This window comes from Streptomyces sp. SM18, from assembly GCF_002910775.2.
Classification (GTDB): Bacteria; Actinomycetota; Actinomycetes; order Streptomycetales; family Streptomycetaceae; genus Streptomyces; species Streptomyces halstedii.
The window spans coordinates 4,962,551-4,987,624 of the sequence record NZ_CP029342.1 but is presented as its reverse complement, the minus strand read 5'-3'; the positions used below and the strand labels follow the sequence as shown (position 1 = coordinate 4,987,624).

The 25,074-nt window shown below is 74.0% G+C and carries 15 protein-coding genes and 1 tRNA gene; 5 read left to right on the top strand and 11 right to left on the bottom strand.

Features of this window, described 5'->3' with window-relative positions:
- Positions 1-37 precede the first annotated feature (37 nt).
- From lysA to B9S64_RS22655, 3 genes are all read right to left on the bottom strand, one after another.
- Complete coding sequence (lysA, locus tag B9S64_RS22665; RefSeq protein ID WP_103492315.1) at positions 38-1,429, bottom strand: diaminopimelate decarboxylase; 1,392 nt, start codon at positions 1,427-1,429, stop codon at positions 38-40.
- 26 nt (positions 1,430-1,455) lie between these two features.
- Positions 1,456-2,517, bottom strand: a complete 1,062-nt coding sequence (nrtL, locus tag B9S64_RS22660) for an ArgS-related anticodon-binding protein NrtL (protein ID WP_109492100.1) — start codon at positions 2,515-2,517, stop codon at positions 1,456-1,458.
- Between the two features lie 89 nt (positions 2,518-2,606).
- On the bottom strand, positions 2,607-3,104 hold the full coding sequence (locus B9S64_RS22655) for a response regulator (protein ID WP_103488497.1): 498 nt from the start codon (positions 3,102-3,104) through the stop codon (positions 2,607-2,609).
- A gap of 254 nt (positions 3,105-3,358) precedes the next feature.
- On the opposite strand from B9S64_RS22655, the gene B9S64_RS22650 reads away from it, so the two are divergent.
- Positions 3,359-3,430: transfer RNA gene (locus tag B9S64_RS22650), tRNA-Arg, on the top strand.
- Positions 3,431-3,660: 230 nt separating this feature from the next.
- A complete protein-coding gene (locus B9S64_RS22645) occupies positions 3,661-12,159 on the top strand; it encodes a type I polyketide synthase (protein WP_103490383.1) in 8,499 nt (2,832 codons plus the stop codon).
- Positions 12,160-12,280: 121 nt separating this feature from the next.
- On the opposite strand, the gene B9S64_RS22640 is transcribed toward B9S64_RS22645, so the two are convergent.
- Positions 12,281-13,222 (bottom strand): alpha/beta fold hydrolase, encoded by a 942-nt coding sequence (locus tag B9S64_RS22640; protein ID WP_103490382.1) that lies wholly within the window; start codon positions 13,220-13,222, stop codon positions 12,281-12,283.
- A 258-nt stretch (positions 13,223-13,480) separates the two neighbouring features.
- The gene (locus B9S64_RS22635) at positions 13,481-14,017 is read right to left on the bottom strand and encodes a DUF488 family protein (RefSeq protein WP_103490381.1); all 537 of its coding nucleotides are present in this window, start codon (positions 14,015-14,017) and stop codon (positions 13,481-13,483) included.
- A 146-nt stretch (positions 14,018-14,163) separates the two neighbouring features.
- Between B9S64_RS22635 and B9S64_RS22630 the strand changes: the two genes are divergently transcribed.
- Entirely contained in the window at positions 14,164-14,373 is a 210-nt protein-coding gene (locus tag B9S64_RS22630; RefSeq protein WP_103490380.1) for a DUF2945 domain-containing protein, read from the top strand.
- A gap of 133 nt (positions 14,374-14,506) precedes the next feature.
- Here B9S64_RS22630 and B9S64_RS22625 read toward each other — a convergent pair whose 3' ends face one another.
- Positions 14,507-15,229, bottom strand: coding sequence for a lytic polysaccharide monooxygenase (locus B9S64_RS22625; protein WP_103490379.1), 723 nt, complete (start codon positions 15,227-15,229; stop codon positions 14,507-14,509).
- A gap of 268 nt (positions 15,230-15,497) precedes the next feature.
- Positions 15,498-16,142, bottom strand: coding sequence for an SUMF1/EgtB/PvdO family nonheme iron enzyme (locus B9S64_RS22620; protein ID WP_103490378.1), 645 nt, complete (start codon positions 16,140-16,142; stop codon positions 15,498-15,500).
- A gap of 582 nt (positions 16,143-16,724) precedes the next feature.
- Between B9S64_RS22620 and B9S64_RS22615 the strand changes: the two genes are divergently transcribed.
- Positions 16,725-17,711, top strand: coding sequence for an alpha/beta hydrolase (locus B9S64_RS22615; RefSeq protein WP_103490377.1), 987 nt, complete (start codon positions 16,725-16,727; stop codon positions 17,709-17,711).
- An 83-nt stretch (positions 17,712-17,794) separates the two neighbouring features.
- Here B9S64_RS22615 and B9S64_RS22610 read toward each other — a convergent pair whose 3' ends face one another.
- The 4 genes from B9S64_RS22610 to B9S64_RS22595 form a co-directional block, all read right to left on the bottom strand.
- On the bottom strand, positions 17,795-19,126 hold the full coding sequence (locus tag B9S64_RS22610; protein ID WP_103490376.1) for an NERD domain-containing protein: 1,332 nt from the start codon (positions 19,124-19,126) through the stop codon (positions 17,795-17,797).
- 177 nt (positions 19,127-19,303) lie between these two features.
- Positions 19,304-20,620, bottom strand: coding sequence for a serine hydroxymethyltransferase (gene glyA, locus B9S64_RS22605; protein WP_374936053.1), 1,317 nt, complete (start codon positions 20,618-20,620; stop codon positions 19,304-19,306).
- 221 nt (positions 20,621-20,841) lie between these two features.
- The gene (locus B9S64_RS22600; protein ID WP_103490374.1) at positions 20,842-22,578 is read right to left on the bottom strand and encodes a serine/threonine-protein kinase; all 1,737 of its coding nucleotides are present in this window, start codon (positions 22,576-22,578) and stop codon (positions 20,842-20,844) included.
- 81 nt (positions 22,579-22,659) lie between these two features.
- Positions 22,660-23,955, bottom strand: a complete 1,296-nt coding sequence (locus B9S64_RS22595; protein WP_103490373.1) for a Ku protein — start codon at positions 23,953-23,955, stop codon at positions 22,660-22,662.
- 67 nt (positions 23,956-24,022) lie between these two features.
- Here B9S64_RS22595 and ligD point away from each other — a divergent pair, with 67 nt between their 5' ends.
- Entirely contained in the window at positions 24,023-24,916 is an 894-nt protein-coding gene (gene ligD / locus B9S64_RS22590; protein ID WP_103490372.1) for a non-homologous end-joining DNA ligase, read from the top strand.
- Positions 24,917-25,074 lie beyond the last annotated feature (158 nt).

Sequence of the window (25,074 nt, the reverse complement as noted above, 5' to 3'; positions counted from 1 at the left end):
TTCTGCCACCCGTCCGGATCCTGAGACCCCTATTTCATCAACCGACATCGAGGCGCAGGAGATCTTCCTCCGTCTCACGCCGGACGATCACCCGGGCCCGCCCGTCGCGCACCGCGACGACCGGCGGGCGCAGGGCGTGGTTGTAGTTGCTCGCCATGGAACGGCAGTAGGCGCCGGTGGCGGGTACGGCGATCAGGTCGCCGGGGGCCAGGTCGGAGGGCAGGAACGCGTCCTTGACCACGATGTCCCCGCTCTCGCAGTGCTTGCCGACGACCCGGACGAGCATGGGGCCGGCGTCCGAGCTGCGCGAGACGAGCGAGACGCTGTACTCGGCGTCGTACAGGGCGGTGCGGATGTTGTCCGACATGCCGCCGTCGACGCTGACGTACGTGCGCAGGCCCTCCAGGGGCTTGATGGTGCCGACCTCGTAGAGCGTGAAGGCGGTGGGGCCGACGATCGCCCGGCCCGGCTCGACGGAGATCCGGGGGGTGGCGAGGCCGGCCGACTCACACTCACGGGTGACGATGTCGCCGAGCGCCTTGGCGATCTCGTGCGGCTCACGGGGGTCGTCCTCGGAGGTGTAGGCGATGCCGAGGCCGCCGCCCAGGTCGATCTCCGGGAGCTCCACCCCGTGCTCGTCGCGGATCTCGGCGAGCAGCCCGACGACGCGGCGGGCGGAGACCTCGAATCCGGCCATGTCGAAGATCTGCGAGCCGATGTGCGAGTGGATGCCGACGAGTTCGAGGCCGTCCAGGGTGAGGGCCCTGCGGACCGCCTCGGCGGCCTGCCCGTCGGCCAGCGCGATGCCGAACTTCTGGTCCTCGTGCGCGGTGGCGATGAACTCGTGGGTGTGCGCCTCGACGCCCACGGTGACCCGGATCTGCACGCGCTGGCGCGTGCCGAGGCCCTGGGCGACGTGCGCGACGCGGACGATCTCCTGGAAGGAGTCGAGCACGATCCGCCCGACGCCCGCCGTGACGGCCCGCTCGATCTCGGCGGTCGTCTTGTTGTTGCCGTGGAAGGCGATGCGCTCGGCGGGCATCCCCGCGTCGAGCGCGGTGGCCAGCTCCCCGCCGGAGCAGACGTCGAGGTTCAGCCCCTCCTCCTTGAGCCAGCGCACGACGGCGCGCGACAGGAAGGCCTTCCCGGCGTAGAAGACGTCGGCGTCCGCGCCGAAGGCGTCGGCCCAGGCGCGGCAGCGGGCCCGGAAGTCGCTCTCGTCGAGGATGTACGCCGGGGTGCCGAACTCCTCGGCCAGCCGGGCGACTTCGATCCCGCCGACGGAGACGGCGCCGTCGGCGTCGCGGGTGACCGTACGGGACCAGACCTTCTCGTCCAGGGCGTTCAGGTCGGTGGCCGGGGCGGTCCAGTGGCCCTCGGGGAGGACGTCGGCGTGGCGGGGCCCGGCGGGGTGTGCGGATCGGCTCATCGTGGTGCTCTGCTCTCTTGGCTCTCTCAGAGGTGATCGGGCGCGCTGATGCCGAGGAGGTCCAGGCCGCCGGCCAGCACCGTCCCGGCGGCTTCGGCGAGGGCCAGCCGGGAGCGGTGGGCGGCCGAGGGTTTCTCGTCGCCGACGGGGAGCGGGGAGGCGGCGTCGTGGAAGTCGGAGAAGGCGCACGCGACGGCTTCGAGGTGCCGGGCGAGCCGGTCGGGCGCCTGGTGGCGGGCGGCGGCGTCGAGTACGCCGGGGTGGTCGGCGAGCAGGGCGCACAGGGCACCGGCGGCGGGGCCGTCCACCTCCCGCTCGTACGAGGGGGCGAAGCCGAGCCGGTCCGCGCCCCGGACGAGCGCGCGGACGCGGGCGTGGGCGTGACGGACCCGGAAGAGGGCGTTGGCCTCGCCCTGGACGAGCAGGTCGTCGCCGAGCGGGGCGCGGTCGTGGCCGGCGGGCCGCAGCAGGCCCCACCGGGTGGCGTCGGGGCCGAGGCGGGCCAGCAGGGCGCCGGCCGTGGCCCCCGCGGGCACGGGCCGGGTCTCCGGCGGCGGGGCGGTGGGCGTGCCCCACGCGTCCACGGTGACGCCGAGCCGTGCCCAGTCGGGGTCGGGCGCCTCTTCGCAGCTCGTCCGCGCCTGGACGCCCCGCGCGCACAGCAGTCGCCGCACGGCGTCGGCCACGACGGCGGCCCGCACCTCGCGCCGGTGGTGCAGCCGCCGGATCTCCCCGGTGGGCCGGTCGGCCCGTCCGTAGCGCGTGCCGCGCTCCCCCACCGTCCGTACGAGAGCGGCTGTGCCGGGGGTGTCGAGCGTGAAGTTCAGGAAGCCGGGGCCGGTGACCTCGACGCGTCCGATCCCGGGCGCGGTGGCCATCCGGTCCCGGAGGATCCGGGCGACCTCGTGCGCCGGGAGCGCGGCGGGTCCGGCCAGTTGCAGGGCGACGGCGCAGGCGTAGTCACCGCTGCCGCCGGGCTTGCTCCGCTCCACCCGCACGCGCGCGGGCACGGGCGCGCGCAGGGCGTCCTCGTCCACCGCGCGGCGCACAGCGCGCAGCACGGTCCGGGAGAGTTCCGCGGGGGTCACGGGACAAGCGTAGGGGAGGAAGGGGGGCACTCCGCGACCCGGTTTCGCCATGCGGTCAGCCGGACGTGCGGTACGACGGGGCGCACCGGTCACCCCGCGGTGCTTCCGGCCCTTCCGGCGCCGCGTCCACGGGCCGGTGCCGGCGGGTCCTCCGGGTGCGGCCCCTGCTTGCGCATCAGCCGGTGGACGACCCGCACCAGCTCGCTCGGCTCGAACGGCTTCTCCAGGAACGCGTCGACCCCGGCGGCCACTCCGGCGTCCACCTCGAAGGGGGTGCAGGCGCTGACGACGGCGACCGGCAGAGCGCTGGTCCGCGGGTCTTCGCGCAGCCGGGTCGCGGTCTGTATGCCGTCGAGGCGGGGCATCACCACGTCGAGGGTGATCACATCCGGACAGATGCGGTGCACGAGATCCAGACACTCGACACCGTCGGCCGCGGTCACGACCTCGAAGCCCTCCAGTTCGAGATTGACCTTGATCAGCTGCCGGATGACCTTGTTGTCGTCGACAACGAGCACGCGGCCGTACACCCCTGACACCCTTCGAGAGTAGGCGGGGCGGAGGGGCCGCGTCCGGCTTTTGCCCACTTCCGCCCGGGGGGACCGCCTCGGACCGCACACGGGCGGGCGGCGGGGCACCGGGATCCGGCCACCCGGCCGGTGACGGGCCGGCCGGGCGCCCGGGTCGGGCCGGCGCGGGGCCGGTCCGCCCGGACCGCGCACCCGGCGTCCGGCCGTCCGCCCCCGGGGCGCGCCCGTACCCGCTGACGGAAATACCCGTTCCCGGGCACCGCCCCGGAGCTGGTAGTGTTTCACCCGTCGCCGCCGAGAGCGGCGACATCGCCCCCGTAGCTCAGGGGATAGAGCATCGGCCTCCGGAGCCGGGTGCGCAGGTTCGAATCCTGCCGGGGGCACTTCGCGAGAAGTGCCGAAAAGACCCTCTTGCCAGTGGAGACACTGCGCGGAGGGTCTTTTTCATGTGCGCCGGATCCGTGGTGATGGCGGAGTCCCGCGGTCCGCTTCCGGTCGTCCCCGCCGCGCTCCGAGCGGTCGGCTTCCGGCGCTCGCGCCTCCTTCGGGCCGATGGCGCGCGCCCCTATCGTGAGGCCGGCAACTCCCGCCCCCAGAGGAAGCGTTCATCCTGGTGACCTCACGTACGGCCGACCTCCGTCCTCTGCCGGAACTGCTCCGGGACCATGCCCGGCGTCTCGGCACCAAGACCGCTTTCCAGGACGAGCGCTTCCGTGTGACCTACGCGGAGCTGGAGGCGCGGACCGGCCGGCTGGCAGGGCATTTCGCCGGCCTCGGGCTGCGGCACGGTGAGCGGGTGGCGATCGTCCTCGGTAACCGGGTGGAGGCCGTCGAGAGCGTCCTCGCCGTCACCAGGGCGGGGGCGGTCGGTGTGCCGATGGACGCGCGGAGCAGCACGGCCGAGTTGGCGCACATGCTGGACGACAGCGGCGCCCGGGTCCTCGTCACCGACCGGTCCACCCTGCGCCGCTTACCGCCGTTACCGTCGGACCGCCCCCGGCTGAGGGTGGTGCTCGTCCGGGACGCCGGGACACGCGACGACGGGACACGCGACGGCGGCATGCGGGACGGCGGGGCGCCGGACACCGGTCCGCCGGGCGGGGCCCCGGCGACCGGTGCGAGTGACGACGCGACGGGTCCGGTGGACGTGTGGCGGTACGAGAACATGGCCACCACCGAACCCCCCGTTCCCGCTCCGGACGACCTCGGGCTCGACGAGGTGGCCTGGCTGCTCTACACCTCCGGGTCCACCGGCCTCCCCAAGGGCGTGCTGTCCACCCAGCGCAACCGCCTGTCGTCGGTGGCGTCCGGCCTCGTCACCGTCCTCGGTCTGTCGGCCGACGACCGCCTGTTGTGGCCGCTCCCCCTCCACCACGCCATGGGGCAGGTCCTGTGCGTCCTCGGGGTGACCGCGACCGGAGCGTCCGCGGCGATCCTGCCGCGCTTCTCCGCGAGGGCCGTGCTGGCGGAACTGCGCCGGGCCGACGAGCCGTTCACCCTGCTGGCCGGGGTGCCGACGACGTACGGCAAGCTCCTCGACGCCGTGGGCGCCGACGGGCTGCGGGCGCCCGCACTGCGGGGCTGCGTCAGTGGCGGCGCGGCCGTCGCCCCCGCGTTCCGGCGGGCCTTCGAAGAGACCTGCGGGGTTCCGTTCCTCGACCATTACGGGAGCACCGAGGCGGGGCCCGTCACCATGACGGCACCGGGCACCGACCGGGCGCCCGGCTCCTGCGGCCGTGTGCTGCCGGGCACCCGAGCGCGTATCGGTGACGGCGTCGGCGGCGAAGGAGGCACGGGTGAGGGGGAGTTGCGGGTCTCCGGGCCCGGCGTCATGGCCGGGTACCACGGCCGGCCCGACGACACCGCCGAGGTCCTGCGCGACGGCTGGTACCGCACCGGTGACCTGGCCCGGATCGGTGCCGACGGTCAGCTCACCCTGACCGGCCGGGTCGGTGAGCTGATCGTCCGGGCCGGGGAGAACGTCCATCCGTCCGAGGTGGAGGCGGTGCTGCTGACGCTGCCGGGGATCAGGGACGCCGCCGTGGCCGGCCGCCCGGACGACGTCCTCGGTGAGGTTCCGGTCGCCTACCTGGTCCCGGAGCGGGGCGGTGCCCTCGACCGGAGGGCGGTCCTGGCCGCCTGCCGGGAACGGTTGTCGCCGTTCAAGGTGCCCGTGGCCTTCTACGAGGTGGACGAGATCCCGCGTACCGCCTCGGGAAAGGCCAGGCGGTACCTGCTCGGGGACCTGCCCGCCCGGCTCCTGCCGGCCGGGGCGGCGGCTCCGGACACGGGCGCGGCGAGCAGGGCGGAGACGGAAACGGCCACGGAAACGGCCACGGGGACGGGGACGGGAACGGCGGATCTGACGGCCCTGGTGCGGGCCGAGGTCGCCGCCGTGCTCGACTGTGCCGTGGACGAGGTGGGGGCGGGCACCGCGTTCCGCGACCTGGGCCTGGACTCGCTGACGTCCATGGTGCTGCGCGACCGTCTGTCCACGGCGACCGGTGTCCCGCTGTCCGAGGCCGCGCCCTTCGACTTCCCCACCGCGACGGAGCTGGCCGCACACCTCCGGGCCCGGCTCACCGGCGGCACGGTGCGTGCCCGGCCCGCACGTCCGCAGGGGGACGACCCGGCGGACGATCCCGTGGTCGTCATCGGCATGGCCTGCCGCTTTCCCGGCGGCGTGCGGTCCCCCGAGGACCTGTGGCGGCTGGTCGACGAGGGTGTCGACGCCATCACCCCCTTCCCCGCCGACCGGGGGTGGGACGTGGACGGGCTGTACGACCCGGATCCCGGGCGGGCCGGCCGTACCTACGTACGCGACGGCGGTTTCCTGACCGGTGTGGACCGCTTCGACCCCGCCTTCTTCGGGATCTCGCCCCGCGAGGCGACGGCCATGGACCCGCAGCACCGGCTGCTGCTCGAAGTCGCCTGGGAGGCCTTCGAGCACGCGGGGATCGATCCCGGCACGGTGCGTTCCACGCCCACCGGTGTGTACGCCGGGCTCATGTACAGCGACTACGCCGGCCGTCTCGTCCGCACACCGGAGCGGGTGGAGGGCTACCTCGGCATCGGTAACGCGGGCAGCGTCGCCTCCGGCCGTATCGCCTACACCCTGGGCCTGGAGGGGCCCGCGGTGACGGTGGACACGGCGTGCTCGTCGTCCCTGGTGGCCCTGCACCTGGCGGCCCAGGCCCTGCGCGGGGGCGAGTGCTCGCTGGCGCTGGCCGGGGGCGTCACCGTCATGTCGGCGCCCCACTCGTTCGTCGAGTTCAGCAGGCAGCGCGCGCTGGCGCCCGACGGCCGCTGCAAGGCGTTCGGCGCGGCGGCGGACGGCACCGGATGGGCCGAGGGCGCGGGCATGCTACTGCTGACACGGCTGTCGGAAGCGCGGCGGGCCGGACACGAGGTGCTGGCCGTGGTACGCGGCTCCGCCGTGAACCAGGACGGCGCGAGCAACGGCCTGACCGCGCCGCACGGACCGGCGCAACGGCGGGTGATCCGCCAGGCCTTGGCCGACGCGCGGCTGGTGCCCGCCGAGATCGACGCGGTGGAGGCACACGGTACGGGCACCCGGCTCGGCGACGTCATCGAGGCGGAGGCGTTCCTGGAGGCCTACGGCCGGGACGGCGCGCGGGAACATCCTCTCTGGCTGGGCTCGGTCAAGTCGAACGTCGGGCACACGCAGGCCGCGGCGGGTATGGCCGGTGTGATGAAGATGGTCCAGGCAATGGCGCACGGGGTACTGCCGCGCACGCTGCACGCCGAGGAGGCCAACCCCGGCGTGGACTGGTCGTCGGGCGCGGTGTCACTGCTGACCCGGCCGGTGCCGTGGCCCCGGACCGGACGGCCCCGGCGGGCGGGGGTGTCGTCCTTCGGGATCAGCGGGACGAACGCCCATGTGGTCATCGAGCAGGCACCGGTGGAGGAGCCGGATGATCCGCGCGGCCCGGAGAACGGGTCCCCGGCCGCTCAGGTGGCGGCCGTGCCGTTCCCCGTGTCGGCGAGGAGCGCCGCGGGACTGCGGGCGCAGGCGCGGCGCCTGCGCGCCCATGTGGACGCGCGCCCGGGGGCCGACCTGCTGGACCTCGGCTTCTCCCTGGCCACGAGCCGCGCCCACTTCGAACACCGCGCCGTGGTGGTGGCCGGTGACCGCCGCGAACTGCTCGCCTCCCTCGACGCGGTGGCCGAGGGCCTCTCCCGGCCGGGTCTGAGCACGAGCGGCCCCCGCCCGGCGGGCGCGGTCGCCTTCATGTTCACGGGACAGGGCAGCCAACGCAGCGGAATGGGCCGCCAGTTGTACGAGACCCAGCCCGTCTACGCCCGCTCCTTCGACGCCGTCTGCGCGCTGCTGGACCCGCTGCTGCCGCAGCCGCTGCGGGACGTGGTCTTCGCCGAAGGGGACGAGGCGGACGACCGGGCAGAGGCGGACCGGGCCGGCGAGGGCGCCGGGGCGGACGGGCTCCTGCACACGACGCGGTTCGCGCAGCCGGCGCTCTTCGCGCTGGAGGTCTCCCTGTTCCGGCTGCTGGAGTCCTGGGGTGTGCGCCCCGACATGGTGGCCGGGCACTCGGTCGGTGAGCTGGCGGCAGCGCATGTGGCCGGGGTGCTGTCCCTCGCGGACGCCTGCACCCTGGTGGCGGCGCGGGGCCGTCTGATGGACGCGCTGCCCGCCGGTGGGGCGATGGCCTCCGTACGGGCCGGCGAGGACGAGGTAGTCGCGTTCCTGGCGGACGGGGCGGGCCGGGGGCTGGAGATCGCGGCCGTGAACGGTCGCTCCGTGGTCGTCCTCGCCGGGGACGAACCCGCCGTGCTGGACGCCGTCGCCCACTGGCGCGCGCGGGGCCGTGAGGCCACCCGGCTGCGGGTGAGCCACGCCTTCCACTCGGCGCACATGGACCCCATGCTCGACGCCTTCGACCTGGTGGCGCGGGAGATCACCTACTCCCGGCCGGAGATTCCCCTCGTCGGCGCGGTGGCGGACCTGCCCGCCGCCGCGGAGGAGGTCCGCTCGTCCCGGTATTGGGTGGAGCACGCACGCCGACCGGTCCGGTTCACCGACGCGGTGCGCCGGCTGCGGGAGCGGGGCGCGGCACACTTCGTGGAGCTCGGCCCGGACAGTGTGCTCACCGGTCTCGCCCGCGACTACCTCTGCGAGCCCCCACCCGCGTCCGTGGCCGGGGACGCGGGCGCGGACGGGGCCAAGGGCCGGGCCACGGACGGAACCAGGGACCCGGCCGCGGACCCGGCGGCGGGTGGCGGGGCGGGCGGGCTGGTGCCCGCGCCCTCGTTCGTCCCGACCCTGCGGGGCCCGCGACCGGAGGCCGAAGCACTGCTCACCGCCGTCGCCGCGCTCCACGCCCATGGGGTCCCGGTCGACTGGCACGCGGTCTTCGCTGGCCGCGGGGCGCGGCGCACGGCGCTGCCGACGTACGCCTTCCAGCGTGAGCGGTACTGGCTGGAGGCCGACCGGCCGGGGGCCGCGCCGGAAGAGGACGCCTCGCCGCACCCGTTCCTCTCGTCGGCGACCTCGACGGCGGACGACGACGGCCTGCTGCTGAGCGGCCGGTTCTCTCTGCGGGACCAGCCCTGGCTGGCCGACCACGCGGTGCTGGACACGGTGCTCCTGCCGGCGACCGCGTTTGTCGACATGGCGATCCACGCCGGGGACCGGGTAGGCGCCTCCGTACTGGAGGAGCTGACTCTGACGGCACCGCTGTCACTGGCCGCCGACGAGACGGTCGAACTCCAGCTGAAGGTGGCGGGGGCGGACGCGGACGGGCGGCGGGCCGTGGTGTTCCACGCGCGGACGCACACGCCCGGGCCCGAGGGGCCCTGGAGCCTCCGCGCCTCCGGGACGCTGGCCCCGTCCGGCCACGCGCTCCCTGAACCCCGGGTCTCCGGGGAGTCCCCTGCCCCCTGGCCTCCCGCGGGCGCCGTCCCGCTGCCGCTCGGTACCGGGCCCGGCCTCTACGACAGGCTGGCACGCGGCGGGCTCCGCTACGGCCCGGCCTTCCAGGGGCTGCGCGCGGCCTGGCACCTGGGCACCGATGTCCTCGCCGAGGTGGAACTCCCGCAGGAGGAGCACGGCGACGCCGGGCGGTTCACCCTGCATCCGGCCCTGCTGGACGCGGCCCTGCACACCATGATGGTCCGTCAGGACTACGAGGGGACACGTGAGTCCGAGCAGGTTCAGGACACTCCGGACGGCGGCGGCACGGTGCTGTCGCTCCCGTTCGCCTGGAGCGGCGTGCGGCTGCACGCCTCCGGCGCCCGCGCGGTACGGGTGCGGGTGACACCGACGGAGGGGAACACGGCCCGGCTGGAGCTGACCGACGGTTCCGGGGCCCCCGTGGCCACGGTGCGCTCACTGGCCCTGCGTCCGCTCCCCCGCGAGGGGCTGGGCGGGCGGGCACACGGCGACCTCCTGTTCCGCCTGGACTGGGTACGCCTCCTGGATGCGCCCGCTCCGGCGGGGGCGGAACCACCTCGGTACGGGCTGCTGGGCGAGCCGGGGCCCTGGCCGTACGACGCACTCGTGCGGTCGGGCATCAGGCCCACGGTGTACGCGGACGCGGCCTCGGCGGGTCCCGACGCACCGGACGTCGTCATCGCCTGCCCTCCCCTCGTCCCGGCCGACGGACCGGACCGCGCGTCGGCGGCGCACCGTGCGGCCGGGTGGGCACTGCGGCTCGTACAGGACTGGCTCTCCGAGGAGCGTCTCGCCGGCTCACGCCTGGTCGTCGTCACTTCGGGCGCCGTCGCCACGGGGGCCGGAACGGGTGCGAAGTCGGGAGACGGCGGCGCCACGGCCGACGCCCTGCTCGCGCACGCGCCGGTACGGGGGCTTCTGCGTTCGGCACAGACCGAGAACCCGGGCCGCTTCACACTGATCGACGTGGACGAACATCCCGCGTCCGGGGCGGCGTTGGTCCGGGCGCTGGCGAGCCTCGAGCCGCAGACGGCCGTGCGGCGCGGTGTCGCGTACGCACCGGGGCTCGTCCGGGCCTCCCGCCCGGAACACACGGCGGGGGCCGACGAGGGCGCGCTCCGGCGGCTCCGCCCGGACGGCACCGTCCTGGTCACCGGGGGCTCCGGCTCCCTGGGCGCGGCGTTCGCCCGCCACCTGGTGGTCGCCCACGGGGTACGGCATCTGCTGCTCGTGGGGCGACGCGGAGCGGACGCGCCCGGCAGCGCCGAACTGTGCGCGGAGCTGGCGGAGTCGGGCGCGGAGGTGACGGTGGCGGCCTGCGACGTCGCCGACCGTGCGGCGCTCGCCGCCCTGCTCGCGCGCGTACCGCGAGCGCATCCGCTGACCGGCGTGGTGCACACCGCGGGTGTCCTGGACGACGGGGTGATCCCGGCGCTGACGCCGGAGCGCCTGGCCCGTGTCCTGCGGCCGAAGGTGGACGCGGCCCTCGCCCTGCACGAGCTGACCCGGGACGGCGACCTCGCGGTGTTCGCCCTCTTCTCCTCGGTGGCTGGGGTGTTCGGCTCCGGCGGCCAGGGCAACTACGCGGCGGCGAACGCGTTCCTGGACGCCCTGGCACAGCACCGCCGGGCCCTCGGACTGCCGGGCACCTCGATCGCCTGGGGGCCGTGGCAGCAGAGCGGCGGGATGACGGCCACGCTGCGTGAGGCGGATCTGCGCCGGATGGCGCGTTCCGGATTCGTCCCGCTGCGCACCGAGGAGGGGCTCGCGCTCTTCGACGCCGCCGTCGAAGGTCAGGACGCGGTCCTGGTGGCGGCCCGGCTGGACCCGGCCGCGGCCGGCACCCCCGGGGCACCGCTCTCCCGCGTGCCGGGCCGGGTGCCGGTCCGGAGAGCCTCCACGGCGCTCACGGAGCCCGGTGCCGGGGGCGGATCACCGGGACGTCGGCTCGCCGCCGCCCCCGCGGCCGCGCGCGGCGCGCTGCTCCTGTCGGAGGTCCTGGCGGAAGCGGCCCTGGCACTCGGCCACAGCGCGGAGGGCCCCGTGATCGACGCGGACCGCGCACTGGCGGAACTGGGGCTCGACTCGCTGGCCGCGGTCGAGTTGCGCAACCGGCTCGCGGCCGTGACGGGACTCGCCCTGCCGGCCACCCTCCTGTTCGACCACCCGACGCCGCGTGCGGTCGCCGCCCATCTGGAGGAACGCTGGTCCCAGGCCACGCCCGGCGTACCCGCCGCCCCGGAGGCACCCGTCGCCCCCGGCCCGGCACCGGACGGCACCGCCGCGGGCGGGCTCGTGCCCCGGGGGCGGGGTGGTGCCCCGGACGGGGATCCGTCCCCGAAGGGCGCGCCCGCCGACTCCCTGTCCGCGCTCTTCCGTACGGCGTGCGCCCGGGGCAGGGCGTGGGACGGGATGGCGCTTCTGACGATCGCCGCCCGCTTCCGTGACGTGTTCGAGAGCGCCGGCGCCCTCGGTGCTCCGCCCTCGCCCGTCACCGTCGCGGAGGGAGGCTCCGGCGCCCGCCTGCTCTGCTTCCCCGCCCTCAGCGCCCTGTCGGGGCCGCACGAGTACACCCGCTTCGGGCCGGCCCTCCAGGGCCGGCGTCCCGTCTCGGTGCTGCCGAACCCGGGGTTCCTGCCGCGCGAGTCGCTGCCCGCCACCCTGGACGCCTTCGTGGCGGCGCAGGCGGCGGCGGTACGCGCGTGCGCGGGCGACGAGCCGTTCGTCCTGCTGGGGCGCTCGGCCGGCGGATGGGTGGCCCACGCGGTCGCCGAGCACCTGGAGGGCACGGGACCCGCTCCGTCCGCCGTCGTCCTGATCGACACCTTCCCCGGCGAGAGCGGCGGCGCGGGCGGTGACAAGGGCGGCGACGGGCCCGCGCTCTCGGCGATGACGGCCGGGATGCTGGACCACTCCGCGCAGTTCGCCTCGGCCGAGATCGACCGGCTCACGGCGATGGCCGGCTATCTGGAGCTCTACGACGGCTGGAAACCGACACCCCTGGCGGCACCCACCCTCTTCGTACGGGCCAGGGACCCTCTGCCGGGCATCGAGGCGGCCGGGCCCTGGAGTCTGCCGCACTCCGAAGTCACCGTGCCGGGCGACCACTTCACCGTACTGGAGGAGCACTCCCGCACCACCGCCCTCGCGGTGCACACCTGGCTCACCGAGCAGCTCTGAGCGGAGGCGGACGGCGGAGGGAGGACAACGCCACGGAGGGGCCGGGGCCGTCCCGGCCGGAGCGCCACGACGGGAACGGCCGACCGGAGCGCGGGACGGTGGCCGGCTCCCGCGAGGGTCCTCAGCCCCGCGCGGCCGCCATCTTCCCGATCTCCTCGATCACGAGGGCGGGCCGGTCCTTCGGGACGTCGTGCGAGCTGCCCTTCGCGGTGACGAGCGTCCGGTCCGGCCCCTGCCCGACGAACGAGGCGGCGGCATCGCGCCAGAGCTGGGCGTCCTCGGGCGATCCGTCGAACGGGGTCTTCTCCGACACGATGACGGTGGCCGGGACGGCGTCGGGCCAGGAGACCTGGTGATAGGCCTTGTGCATCGGGACGTAGCTCTCCGCCACGGAGATCAGCTGGCTGTTCCGCGGCTGGGAGGGGTCCTTCTTCGCGGCGTCCACCGCCGGCTGGTTGGCGGCGACGAGACGGGCTATCTCCTCGTCCGTGTACAGCGGGGGCAGGCTGGCGTCGACGAGGACCGAGCCGGACACCAGTTCCGGGTTCTCCTTCGTGAAGTAGGTCGCGATCTCACCGGCCTGCGAGTGGGACACCAGGACCACGTCCTGGGTCACGCCCAGCTTCCGGAGTCCCGTCCCCAGGTCGCTGACGGCGCTCCGCACGTCCCACGCTCCGGGGACGGCCTCGCTCTTGCCGAGACCTGGCCGGTCATACGTGATGATCGTGGCCCCGGTGGCCGCGTGCAGCCCGGGAACGATGTCCTTCCAGTAGGACGAGTCCTCGCCGCCGCCCGCGTCCAGGACGATGGCCGGGCCGTGCCCCTCGGTGACGTGGAACGCGAGGCGGTGACCGTCGTTGTCGATCATGTGCAGCTCCGGCTCGGCCGTCCTGTGCGCCCCCGGGACCGCCGAGGCGGAGGCCGACGGCGCCGGCTCCCGGTGCGCGGATCCGCCACCACCGCAGGCCGTGACGGAACCGGCGGAAACGGCCAGCAGGGCGAGGGCCGCGAATGCGCGGTGGGCGCGGTGCGCGCGGTGGCCAGGAGCGTGGATGCGTGCCATGAGTGATCCTCGGGAACTGATGGTGCGAGCGGATGCGGACCCGCACCATCCTTCGCCGGACGCGGCTCCGAGGGCATCCGGCTACCGCGCCGATCAGTGGTATGTCTGATGCGCCTGGGCAGGGTGGGGGTAGCCCCCGGACGGCCCGCACCACAGCGGTCGGTCCGCACCACAGCGGTCGGTCCGCACACGGGGGACGGCCGCGACACGCCGGGGACGAGCCCGCCGTGCCGCCGCCCACGGTCAGAACGGCGTTCCTCACGGCGCCGGGTAGGTGACCCGTCCGTGCTCGTCGACCCGTGACGCGGCGCCCCAGGCGCCCAGTTCGTGGACGCGCGGCTCACCGCTGTCCATGATGTGCCGGACCGTCCAGCCACGGGCGGTCAGGGTGTTCGCGATCAGCAGGCGGTGGCAGCGCCACGGCATCGGCTCCCCGCACATCACGGCGACGCGGTGGTGCTCCGCGAGGGCGGTGAGGCGGGCGATGCCGTGCTCGTAGGCGGGAAGCAGGGTGTAGTCGGCGTAGTTCTTGAAGCTCGCGTTGCGCCAGCCCGCGTTGAGGGCGGGATCCACGTCCTGTGCGCGCCGCCGGCCGCCCAGCTCCTCCAGGTACACGTAGTCGATCCCGGCCCGCTCCAGCCATCCGCGCATCGCCTCGCCGAGGAACTGCGGGCTCCGGCGCGAGCCGGGATGGGCCCGGACGTCGGCCAGCAGATCGATGCGCTGGTCGTCGAGGCGGCCGATGAACATGTCCTCCGGGCACGTCCAGTGCCCGATCGTCCAGATCTCGCGCATGGGGGTTCCCTCCGCACGCCCTCGCCACCGCGTCGTCCGGACATGATGCACCGGCCGCGGTCCCCGGCCGCCGACGACATGCGAACAACGCCCGGGACGCGACACTGGAAGGGTCCGAAGCACCTGCCGTGACGGAAGGCGAACCGATGACCAGCACCTTCTCGGTCGGAGACCATGTGCGCTGGAACTCCGAGGCGGGCCATGTGGAGGGCCGGATCACCCGGGTCCACACCGAGGACGTGGAGTTCAAGGGCCGCACACGGCACTGCGGCCCCGACGACCCGCAGTACGAGATCAAGAGCGACCGGACCGGCCACATCGCGATGCACAAGGGCGGCGCGCTGACGAAGACCTGACCTGGACGGCCGCGTTCCGGGCCACACGGGCGTACCCACGCACGGACGCCACACGGGCGTACCCGCGCACGGGCGCCCCACGGGTGTACCGGCGCACCGAGGGCGACCGGTGCACCGGTACGGTCCGCGGGCGTTACGCCGCGCAGGCGCCGAGGTCCTCCCAGACGCCCCACTCACCGGTGGTGCCGGGCTCCTCGCCCTGGGCCCACCACTTGGCACGCCAGGTGTGGTTCTTCCAGGAGACGGTGTCCCCGCCGTTGTAGACCGCTCCCGCGCTCCAGGCCGAGGCGGCGCAGTCGCCCGGGTTCTCCTCGCCGCCACCGCCGCCGTTCCCGCCGCCACCGCCGATCTGGACGTCGATGCAGGCGTAGAACGCGTTGGGGGTGTCGGCGATGTTCCAGACGGCGAGGACCTTCTGCCGGCCGCTGAGGCCGCCGAAGTTCACCTGGTGGGTGACGGTCGCGCCGGGCTGCGCGCCGTTGTCGTTGAACTCCGCCACGGTCTGGCCACCGACGAAGTACTGCCAGGTGCTCGTGGAGTGACGGGCCGTCAGCTTCCAGGTGAAGGTGGTCGAGCTGCTGACCGGGGTGGCCTTCCAGTTCTTGCTGTCGTCGTCGAGTTCGGCGAATCCCGCGTTGCCGCCGCTACAGCTGCGCAGCCCCTTGGGTCCCTCGACGCTCTGCGGCTCGTACTTGATGGAACCGCAGTCGACGGTACCCGCGGCGCACTGCGCCTGACGGCTCGGGGGCGTGGAGACGTAACCGTGCGCACTGGCCGTGGCGGCCGGGAGGCATACCGCGACCAGAGGGGCGATGCCCACGCCGATCACGGCGGCCAGCCGTCGCTTCGTGTTCATGTCAACTCCTTCGCTGTGGAGACCGCCGCCGGAGGCGTGCGACAGCGGCCGGGGTACCCGCACCTCCGGTGCCCCGCGCGCCCCGCCGAGCCGCGGGCGTACCGGAAAGCGTGTGCGCGGTCAGCGGCGCGAGGGCGCATCACGCCTCCGCGCGCACCTCGGGTCGCGGGGTGACGACCGAGGACTCACCGTAGGTCTAGACCATACTCACGGTCAGGTCCACGTCAATAGCGCGATGTCCATGGGTCTGGACCAATCCCCGGAAGACCTATCGGCGCACACTCCGGGCCAGCCGGAGGCCCAGGTCGTCGATGGCGAAGGTGGGGTGGCTGCGGCGCCGGACCGTGGCGCCGCAGCCGCGCTCCGACTCGGCCCAGCCACCGCCCCTGAAGATGCGGTACGAGCCGTAGACCTCCTCGTCGTAGAGGTCCCAGCACCACTCCCAGACATTGCCCAGCATGTCGTACAGCCCCCACGGGTTGGGGTCCTTGGCCCCGACCTCGTGGGCCCGGCCGCCCGAGTTCCCGTCGTACCAGGCGATGGCGTCGATCTCGCCGTACCGGTAGCCGGCCGTGCCCGCCCGGCAGGCGTACTGCCACTCCGCCTCGGTGGGCAGCCGGTAGCCGTCGCACTCCTCGTCCCAGACCACGTCCCCGGTCGCGGGGTCGTGGTGGTAGGCCGGAGACAGCCCGGACCGGGCCGAGACCCGGTTGCACAGCTCGACGGCGTCGAACCAGCTGATGTTCGTCAGGGGCGCGGCGTCCGCCGCGGCGGCGGTCTCCCCGGTGACCTCGCGGTGCAGCCCGGCGGTCACGGGGTGACGGCCGATCAGGAAGGGTGCCAGCTCGGTCCGCCAGCGGGTGCCGCGGCGGTCGTCGCGGAGGTCCACGGTGCCGCCGGGGATCTCGGCCATGGGCGGGTGCACAGGGGTCCTCTCCGTCCGGGGCGTCCATCAGACCGCCGTTGTCTCACCCTACGAGGGTCAACGGGACGGCAGCCTCGAACGGCCGTTCCCGAAACACTCCGTTCACCTACGACTTCGCCCGCCCGGGCCGTGGCCGAGAGTGCCCGTACGCGACACGCCACGCCGCTCCGGTTCACGGCGCCCGCGTGGCCGACCGGACGGAACCTCCACCTCCGGGCCAGGGCATCGGCCGTGAGTGCGCCACGGGCGGCCCAGTCGGCGGGCGCACCCGGCGGACACGCCGAGGCGGCCCGGCACCCGAGGGCGGGGGAAACATCCGATGAGTGCGCACTCGATAACGTGTCCGATTTCCGACATGCGGTGGAAGGTGGCGCTCTTTGCGATACCGAAACAGGTCTCTAGCGTGGCCGTCATGAACAGAAACCGTGCCGAACCGTGCGCACGTCCGGAGCGGGCCGACCGCCTCCCGGGCGACGCGCTGTCGTTCGTCGTCACCCGTACCGATCCGGGAGAGGGACCGCTGGGTCTGACGCCTTCCGCACACAGGCCCACGGCGAAGGGAGCACGATCATGAGCGAGACCACCGGTGCGCGGTCGCGCCCGGCCGACGCCCGGTCCCAGGGACAGGCCCCGGCGGGCGAACCGGACTGGAACGCGCTGACGGACGAGGAGATCTTCGCCTTCCGGGACGCGGAGAACCGCCGGAGGGCGGCGCCCGAGGCGCGGGCGATCACCGGAATGCCCGAGGACGGTGTCACGATCGAGTGGCAGGAAATGGAACTGCCCGGCCGCCGTTTACCCGTCCGGGTGTACCGGCCCTCGTCCGGGACCCCGGGCACCGGAGCCGGTCTGCCGCTCGTGGTCCATGTGCACGGCGGCGGGTTCGTGGGCACGGCGGTGCAGAGCGACTGGGTCAACAGCCACCTCGCCGCCCGGCTGCCCGCGGTCGTCGTCTCGGTCGAGCACCGCCTCGTCGGCCCGGACCACCCGCTGTCGGCGGCCGTCGACGACGGCTGGGACGTACTGGACCACCTGGTGCGGAACGCCGCGGAGTGGGGCATCAGCCCGACGCGTGTCGCCGTCTTCGGTGAGAGCTGCGGCGCGTTGATCACCGCCCTGGCGGCGGTCCGGGCCAGGGAGGCCGATCTGCCGCTCGCCGCACAGGTGTTGGTGAACCCGGCCGTGGACCTGACCGAGACGATGCTCGACCACCCCTCGGCCGTCGAGTACTCCCACACCCCCACGCTCAGCATGCCGCAGCTCGAACTGTTCCACCGCTTCGCCGTCCCGCCGGGCGCCGACTCCCGCGCGCTGTCACCGCTCTACGCCGATCTGCACGGGCTGCCCCCGACGCTCGTGGTGGTACCGACACACGATCCGGTGGCCGACCAGGGCCGCGGTTACGCCGAGCGGCTGCGCACGGCCGGGACGCCGACCCAGCTCACCGAGTTCCCGGAGGCGACGCACGCCTTCCTCAGCATGCCTGGGGTGGCGCCACAGGCGGAGGCCGCGCGCAAGGAGATCCTCGACTTCCTGCACACCAGTCTCGCCACGTGAACGGCCGGGCCGGGTAGCCGGATCGGACCGTTGAACGACCGGTGGCGGCACCCGGGACCCTCCGGGTGCCGCCACCGTGGGCGTCAGGCGCCCGCCCATGCCTCCTGGTTGCGCGCCACGTCGTAGACACGCTCCACCTGGGTGGGGGTCAGCGCCCCGCTCAGCGGTGCCAGGGACGACACCTGACGCTCCTTCAGGACCCGTACGTCCGGCGGGGTCGTGACCACGTCGAGCGCGGTGACGCCGGTGAACACCAGTACGGTCCCGACCGGCACCGCGAAGGTGCAGTACGCCTCCAGCACCCTCCGCGCCCGCCCGGCCCCGAACCGGTCGTCCAGGGCGTACGGCTGGGGCTCGCCGTCACCGAACCGCACGGTGCCGTCGTCGATCCGTACCGAGGCCTGGGGGTGGTGCTCCGCGTGCACGGCGAACACCCCTCCCGGGCCGATGAGCAGATGCCCGATCTCCGTACCGTCCGACAGGGGTACGGAGTGCAGGACCCGCCAGCCGTGCCGGGTCAGCCGCTTCAGCTCGGCCCCGACCCGGCGCTCCCCGGACAGCGCGGTACGCCGGGGGTCCGGCTCCTTCTGCCGGCGGAGCGCCCCGGTGGCCGCCCGTACGAGCGTGCCGGCACCGGACTCACCGAGCTGCACCCGCAACGCGGTGCCGGGGCGGCGGGTCGAGAGGTCGGTGGCGGGGGTGAGCGCGGGCAGCTCCGGCCGCCGCCCCGGCGCCGTGGGCTCGGGCGTCATGGGCTCGGGGGACGCGGAGGCGGGTGACAGGGGCTCGGGCCGGGACCCGGACGCCGGTTCGGGCCGGGCCCCCGGCTCGGGTACGGACCCCGGCGCCGGTTCGGGTACGGACCCCGGCGCCGGTTCGGACCAGGATCCGGGCTCCGGTCCGGGCCCGGGTTCGCGGGTGGGCGCGGCCTTCCGGGCGGGCTCCCGGGACCGCTCGTCCCCGGCCGCCCGCTCCTGGGGCGGGCGGCGCCCCTCGCGCTCGCCCGGGGAGGCCGTGACCGGTTCTCGCTCCTGGCTGGGTGGCCGTGCCTGTTCCGGGACGCGCGGGGTGTGGGCCGGGGGCGGGACGTCCTCCCGGCCCCGCTCCGGTGCACCCCCGCGCTCCCCCGCCTCCGCGCCCTTCCGCATCCGCATCCGCCGCAGCGGCGGGATCCGGGGGGCCGAAGGGGGCGTCGGGGGCATCAGGGGGTCCGGAGGGTCCACCTCGCCGAGGACCGGCATGTCCGGGACCTGACGGGCGAGCGCGTCCGTGACGGCGTCACGGTAGCGCGGGTGCAGGACGGTGATCGTGCCGCTGCCCAGGTCGGCCCAGCCGATCGCGGTGCCGTCGGGCAGGTTCACATACAGCCGGTCATGCCCGAAGAGCTGCCATGACGTGACCTTCAGATCGTGCATCGTGCCCCCTCGTGTTCGCCGTTTCCGCCTCTCCGACTTCCTCGCTCCCCCGTTTGTCTCCACCCTGTACGGCAGTTCGACAACCGGACAGGGCGCAGAGCGGGCGCGCGGGGTCGAGGACCCGGCGTTCCGGAGCGGTCCGGGCTCCGTGCGCCCCGGACTGCTCCGGCGGCCCGGTCAGACCAGGGGGAGGCCCGGCGCCGGATAGGCGTCCATCATCGCCTTCACCTCGCCCCTGACCTTGGAAACCGTGGTTTCGTCACCTGTACGGGCGGCGTCGACCACAAGATCGATCCACTGTGCGACGGTGCCCATCTCGGAGGTCGGCACGCCCCGGGACGTCAGGGCGGGGGTGCCGACGCGGATGCCGGACGGGTCGAACGGCTTGCGCGGGTCGTAGGGAACCGCGTTGTAGTTGACGACGATCCCCGCCCGGTCGAGCGCCTTGGCCGCGACCTTGCCCGGTACGTCCTTCCCCGTGAGGTCGGCCAGCAGCAGGTGGTTGTCCGTGCCCCCGGAGACCAGGTCGAAGCCGCGTGCCGCCATCTCCTCCCCCAGGGCACGGGCGTTGGCGACGACCTGATGGGCGTACGCGCCGAACTCCGGTGTGGCGGCCTCCTTCAGGGCGACCGCGATGGCGGCCGTGGTCTGGTTGTGCGGGCCGCCCTGGAGGCCGGGGAAGACCGCCCGGTCGATGGCCTTGGCGTGCTCCGCCCGGGAGAGGAGCATCGCTCCGCGCGGGCCGCGCAGGGTCTTGTGGGTGGTGGTGGACACGACGTCCGCGTGGCCGGACGGTGACGGGTGCGCGCCTCCGGCGATCAGCCCGGCGATATGGGCCACGTCGGCGACCAGGATCGCGCCGACCTCACGGGCGATGTCCGCGAACCCGGCGAAGTCGATGACCCGGGGCACCGCGGTGCCTCCGCAGAAGATCACCTTGGGGCGTTCGGCGCGCGCCAGGTCGCGCACCTCGTCCAGATCGACGCGCCCGGTGTCGCGCCGTACCCCGTACCGCACCCCCCGGAACCATGTACCGGTCGCCGAGACGCCCCAGCCGTGGGTGAGGTGGCCGCCCATCGGCAGGGACATCCCCAGGACGGTGTCGCCCGGCTCAAGGAACGCCAGGTAGACGGCGAGGTTGGCCGGTGAGCCGGAGTACGGCTGCACGTTGGCGTGCTCCATGCCGAACAGGTCCCGGGCCCGCTCGGCGGCGAGCGTCTCCACCTGGTCGATGACCTGCTGGCCTTCGTAGTACCGGCGGCCGGGATAGCCCTCGGAGTACTTGTTCTGGAGAACCGTCCCGGACGCCTCCAGCACGGCGGCGGACACGTAGTTCTCACTGGGGATCAGGCGCAGTGTGTCGGCCTGGAGCCGCTCCTCGGCGTTCACCAGTGCGGCAAGTTCCGGGTCGGCCACGGACAGGGCGGGACGGCGGTCTTCGGACGGCTGTACGGACACGGGGATCCTCCCGGGTCGGTCGCACGGAGGCGACATGGACCCGGACGGCCCAGGCGGACGGCCTTCCGGCGATGACGCCCCGGGACGGTGCCCGGGGTGTGCCGCTCCCTCGTGGTCGCTTCCACGGAGTACCCCGCGGGGCACGCGCCAGTCACGGCATCCCGCACTCTACTGCGCGGGGGCGCGGCACGCCGTGTGAACGGTCAGGATCCGGGACGCTGGACGCCGTGCGCCGGTGAGCGGGCCTTCGGCACCGGTCAGCCGGCGTCGCGGGGGTTCCGCTCGATGATCTTTCCGTTCAGCTCGGCGGTGAGGAAGGCGCCGCCGTAGTCGTCGGAGACGTACACCCGCAGCACGGGCCGGTCGCCGTGGAAGGGGGACGACGGGTCCACGATCAGGTAACGGCTGTCCGGGTCGGGGATGTTGAGGGATTTCTCCGCGTCCGCGAGGAGGGACGGCAGCTTGTCCCAGTCGACCTTCTCCAGGTCGACGGGGGTGTCGCTCGCGGAGAGCGTGCCGCCGGCGTTATCGCGTTCGGCGCGGCCCTCGCGGTAGGTGTAGCGGTCGTACAGCTTGGGGTTGGTCGCCAACGGCGCGTCGGCCGAGGCGTGTTCCCCGTACAGCGTGAAGTCGGTGACCCGGGTACCGCCCATCACCTTTTCGAGGCCCTTGACCACCTGACGCGCCCCGTCCGGGGTCAGGAGGTCCACCGCGCGCTCCTGGGTGTCCTCGACGGGCGTGGCGTCCGCGCGGGGTGAGGGCGCCGCACCGCGGTCGTCGGACGGGGAACTCGCGGTGACCGTCGGCCGGTCGGCGTCCTTGTCGTCGTCCGGGGACTGCGGCCAGTACAGGAACAGCAGGACACCGGCGGTCACGAGGGTGCCGGTGAGCGAGGCGGCGGCGGTGATCATGTGTATCCGGCGCCGCAGCCGGGCTTCCCGGTCGTCCTCGCGTCCGTGGTCCGGAGCGGTCGGTGCTCCGGACGGGGGCGGGGACCAGGGGGCGTGGTGGGGACCGGCACCGGGTGGCGCCGGGACCGGGCCGGCCGCCGGGGGCCGTGGGGCGGACCCGGACGGCGCCTGCGGGCGGCCTCCCGAGAGGCGGAGGGTGTCGGGCGAACCCGCGGGCGGCGCGGGCGCGGAGACGTCGGCGGAGGCCGTCACGGCGGCCAGCATGCGGTCCAGCGTCTCGGCGTCCGGCCGTGCGGCGGTGTCCCGGGTCAGCAGCGCGTCCAGTACGGGGGCGAGCGCGCCGGCGCGTACCGGCGGGGGCACCTGTTCGTCCAGGACGGCCGCGAGGGTGGCGAGGGTGCTGGCCCGGCGGAGCGGGTGGTGGCCCTCGACGGCGACGTACAGCAGCATGCCGAGCGACCAGAGGTCGGACGAGGGATCGCCCTCGGTGCCCCGGATGCGCTCGGGGGCTATGTAGTCGGGCGAACCGATGAGCGCCCCGGTGGCGGTCAGGCTGGTGGACTCGCGGATCGCGGCGATACCGAAGTCGGTCAGGACGGGGCGTCCGTCGGTCCGCAGCAGCACGTTGGCCGGTTTCACGTCACGGTGGTGGATTCCCGCCGCGTGGGCTGCCCGGAGCGCCGAGAGGACGCCACGGCCCAACTCCGCCGCCTCGGCGGGCGACATGGGGCCCTCGGCCAGCCGTTCCTGGAGCGAGGAGCCCTCCACCAGCTCCATGACGATCCAGGGGTAGCCGGTCTCCCCCGGGTCCACGATGTGGTGGATGGTGACCACGTTGGGGTGGTCCAGCCGGGCCAGGGCGCGGGCCTCGCGCAGGACCCGGGCGCGCAGGGTGCGCGCCGACTCGGGGTCGTGCTCCGCGAGGGCGGGGTCCGGCGGCCGGACCTCCTTGAGGGCGACGTCGCGGTGGAGCGCCTCGTCACGGGCGCGCCAGACCATGCCCATGCCTCCGCTGCCGAGTCGTCTGACCAGCGTGAAGCGACCGTCGATCACCCGTGCGGACGGGTCAGCGCCTGTGCTCATGCCCCGTAGCGTAAGGGGAGCCCATGACACCGCAGGAAGAGGGCTGTTCGGCCACGGGGCCGGTGCCCTGCGGCCCAGAGGTCAGGCCGAGGTGCGTGTGCGGGCGGACCGGGAGGAGGTCCCCGACGCGTCGCGGCGGGTGCCCGAGGACGACTTCTCCGCCGCCGTCTTCTTCTTCGCCGTCTTCTTCTTCGCCGCCGTCTTCGCCGAGGACGCGCTCGCGGTGGACTTCCGGGCGGAGGATTTCCCGGCTGACGCCTTCTTGGCCGGGGACTTCTCGGACGCGGACTTCTTGGACGGTGACTTCTCGGCGGCGGAGCGCGTCGTCGGGGACTTCTTCTCCGTGGTCGCGCCGGAGGAGGACTTCTTCGCCGCCGCCTTCTTCTTCGCGGCCGGTTCCCGGGCGTCTGACGCCTTCCTCTGCGCGGCCGATCCCCCGGCGTCGTCGGACGCCTTCTTCTTCGACTCCGTTCCCTTCGCGCTCCGCCCCTCGGCCGCCGCTCCCCCGGCCTTCTCCTTTCCGCCGCCACCGCCCCGCTCGGACGACGCCCTGCCGGACTCGATGGGGTGGACGTCCGCCACCTCGCCGTCGTCCTGCCCCTGCGATCCTCGCGCCGCGCGCACGCTGTTCTCCAGCGCCGCCATCAGGTCGATGACCTTGCCCCCGCCGGGCTCCTCCTCGCCCTCCGGTTCCACCGGCTCCCCCGCCGCCTTCGCCGCGACGAGTTCCTCGACCGCCTCGCGGTAGTCGTCGTGGAGGGTGTCCAGGTCGGCCTCGCCCAGGGTGTTCATCAGGGCGTCCGCCAGGTCCAGTTCGGCGTCCCGGATCCGGACGTCCGTGTCCGGTGCGACCCCCTCCGGGCCACGGATCTCGTCGGGCCAGAACAGGCCGTGCAGGGCGATCACGTCGTCCACCACGCGGAGCATCCCGAGCCGTTCCCGGCCGCGCAGGGCGTACTTGGCGACAGCGACCTTCTCGCTCCGCCGCAGCGCCTCCCGCAGCAGCGCGTACGGCTTGCCGGCCGGTACGCCGTTGGCCGCGAGGTAGTACGCCGAGTCCAGTTGGAGTGGATCGACGGCGGAGGCGGGCACGAAGCCCTCGATCTCGATCGTCTTGGCGGTGGGCAGCGGCAGCGAGGCGAGGTCCTCGTCGGTGATGGGGACGACCGTGCCGTCGGGGTCCTGGTAGCCCTTGCCGGTGTCGGCGGCGCTCACCTCCCGCTCGTCGAGTTCGCACACCTTGCGGTAGCGGATCCGGCCACCGTCGGCGAGATGGATCTGCCGGAAGGAGATCGAGTGGTTCTCCGTGGCGTTCATCAGCTTGACGGGAATGCTGACCAGTCCGAAGGAGATGGCGCCGTTCCAGATGGACCTCACCGTTCACTCCTCGCGCGTGACGACCTGATTGCACCGGTTGGATGCGATTCCGTGCGATTCTTATCGTATGACGCCGATCACAGAGGTGGAGGGGCGGCGCCTGGCCCTCAGCAATCTCGACAAGGTGCTGTATCCGGCCACCGGGACCACCAAGGGCGAGGTGCTGCACTACTACGCGGCCACCGCGGCGGACGTGATGCTCGCCCATCTGCACGACCGGGCCCTGTCCTTCTTGCGCTATCCCGACGGTCCGCAGGGACTGCGCTTCTTCACCAAGAACCCGCCGCCCGGTACACCCGACTGGGTGCGCACCACGCCGGTGCCCCGCAGCGACGACCCGGACGCCCGCCAGGTGCTCGTCCAGGACCTGCCCGCGCTGATGTGGGCGGCCAACCTGGTGGTGGAGTTCCACACCCATCAGTGGCGGCGGCAGACTCCGGCGGTCGCGGACCGGATGGTGTTCGACCTGGACCCCGGGGCGCCCGCGAGCATCGTCGAGTGCTGCGCGGTGGCCCTCTGGCTGCGGGAGCGCCTGGCGGCCGACGGCCTGTCCGCCTACGGGAAGACCTCCGGCTCGAAGGGGCTCCACCTGCTCGTCCCGCTGGAACCCGCCCCTTCCGAGGACGTGACGGCCTACGCCAGGTCGCTGGCGGTCGAGGCCCAGAAGGCGCTCCCCGATCTGGTGGTGCACCGGATGACGCGTGCGCTGCGCCCGGGGAAGGTGTTCGTGGACTTCAGCCAGAACGCCGCGGCCAAGACGACCGCCGCCCCGTACACCCTGCGGGCCAAGGACCGTCCCACCGTGTCCGCCCCCGTCACCTGGGAGGAGATCGGGGCCTGCGAGGACCCCGCCGCGCTGGACTTCCTCGCCGGTGACATGGCCGCGCGGCTGGAGCACCACGGCGACCTCCTCGGGCCGCTGACCGACGCCCGCCAGGCCCGCCCCCTGCCGGGCGGCTGACGGCCGTCGGGAGCCTCGGGCCGGGCGGCGGGCGGGCGGGCGGTACGGACCGGGAGGTCACGGCCTGTTCACAGTTGGCCATGCACACGGCAGTAAAGGCCGCAAGTGGAGGGTGGATTGTCAGGGACGTGGTGCACACTCTGCGCAGAGCTGCTTCT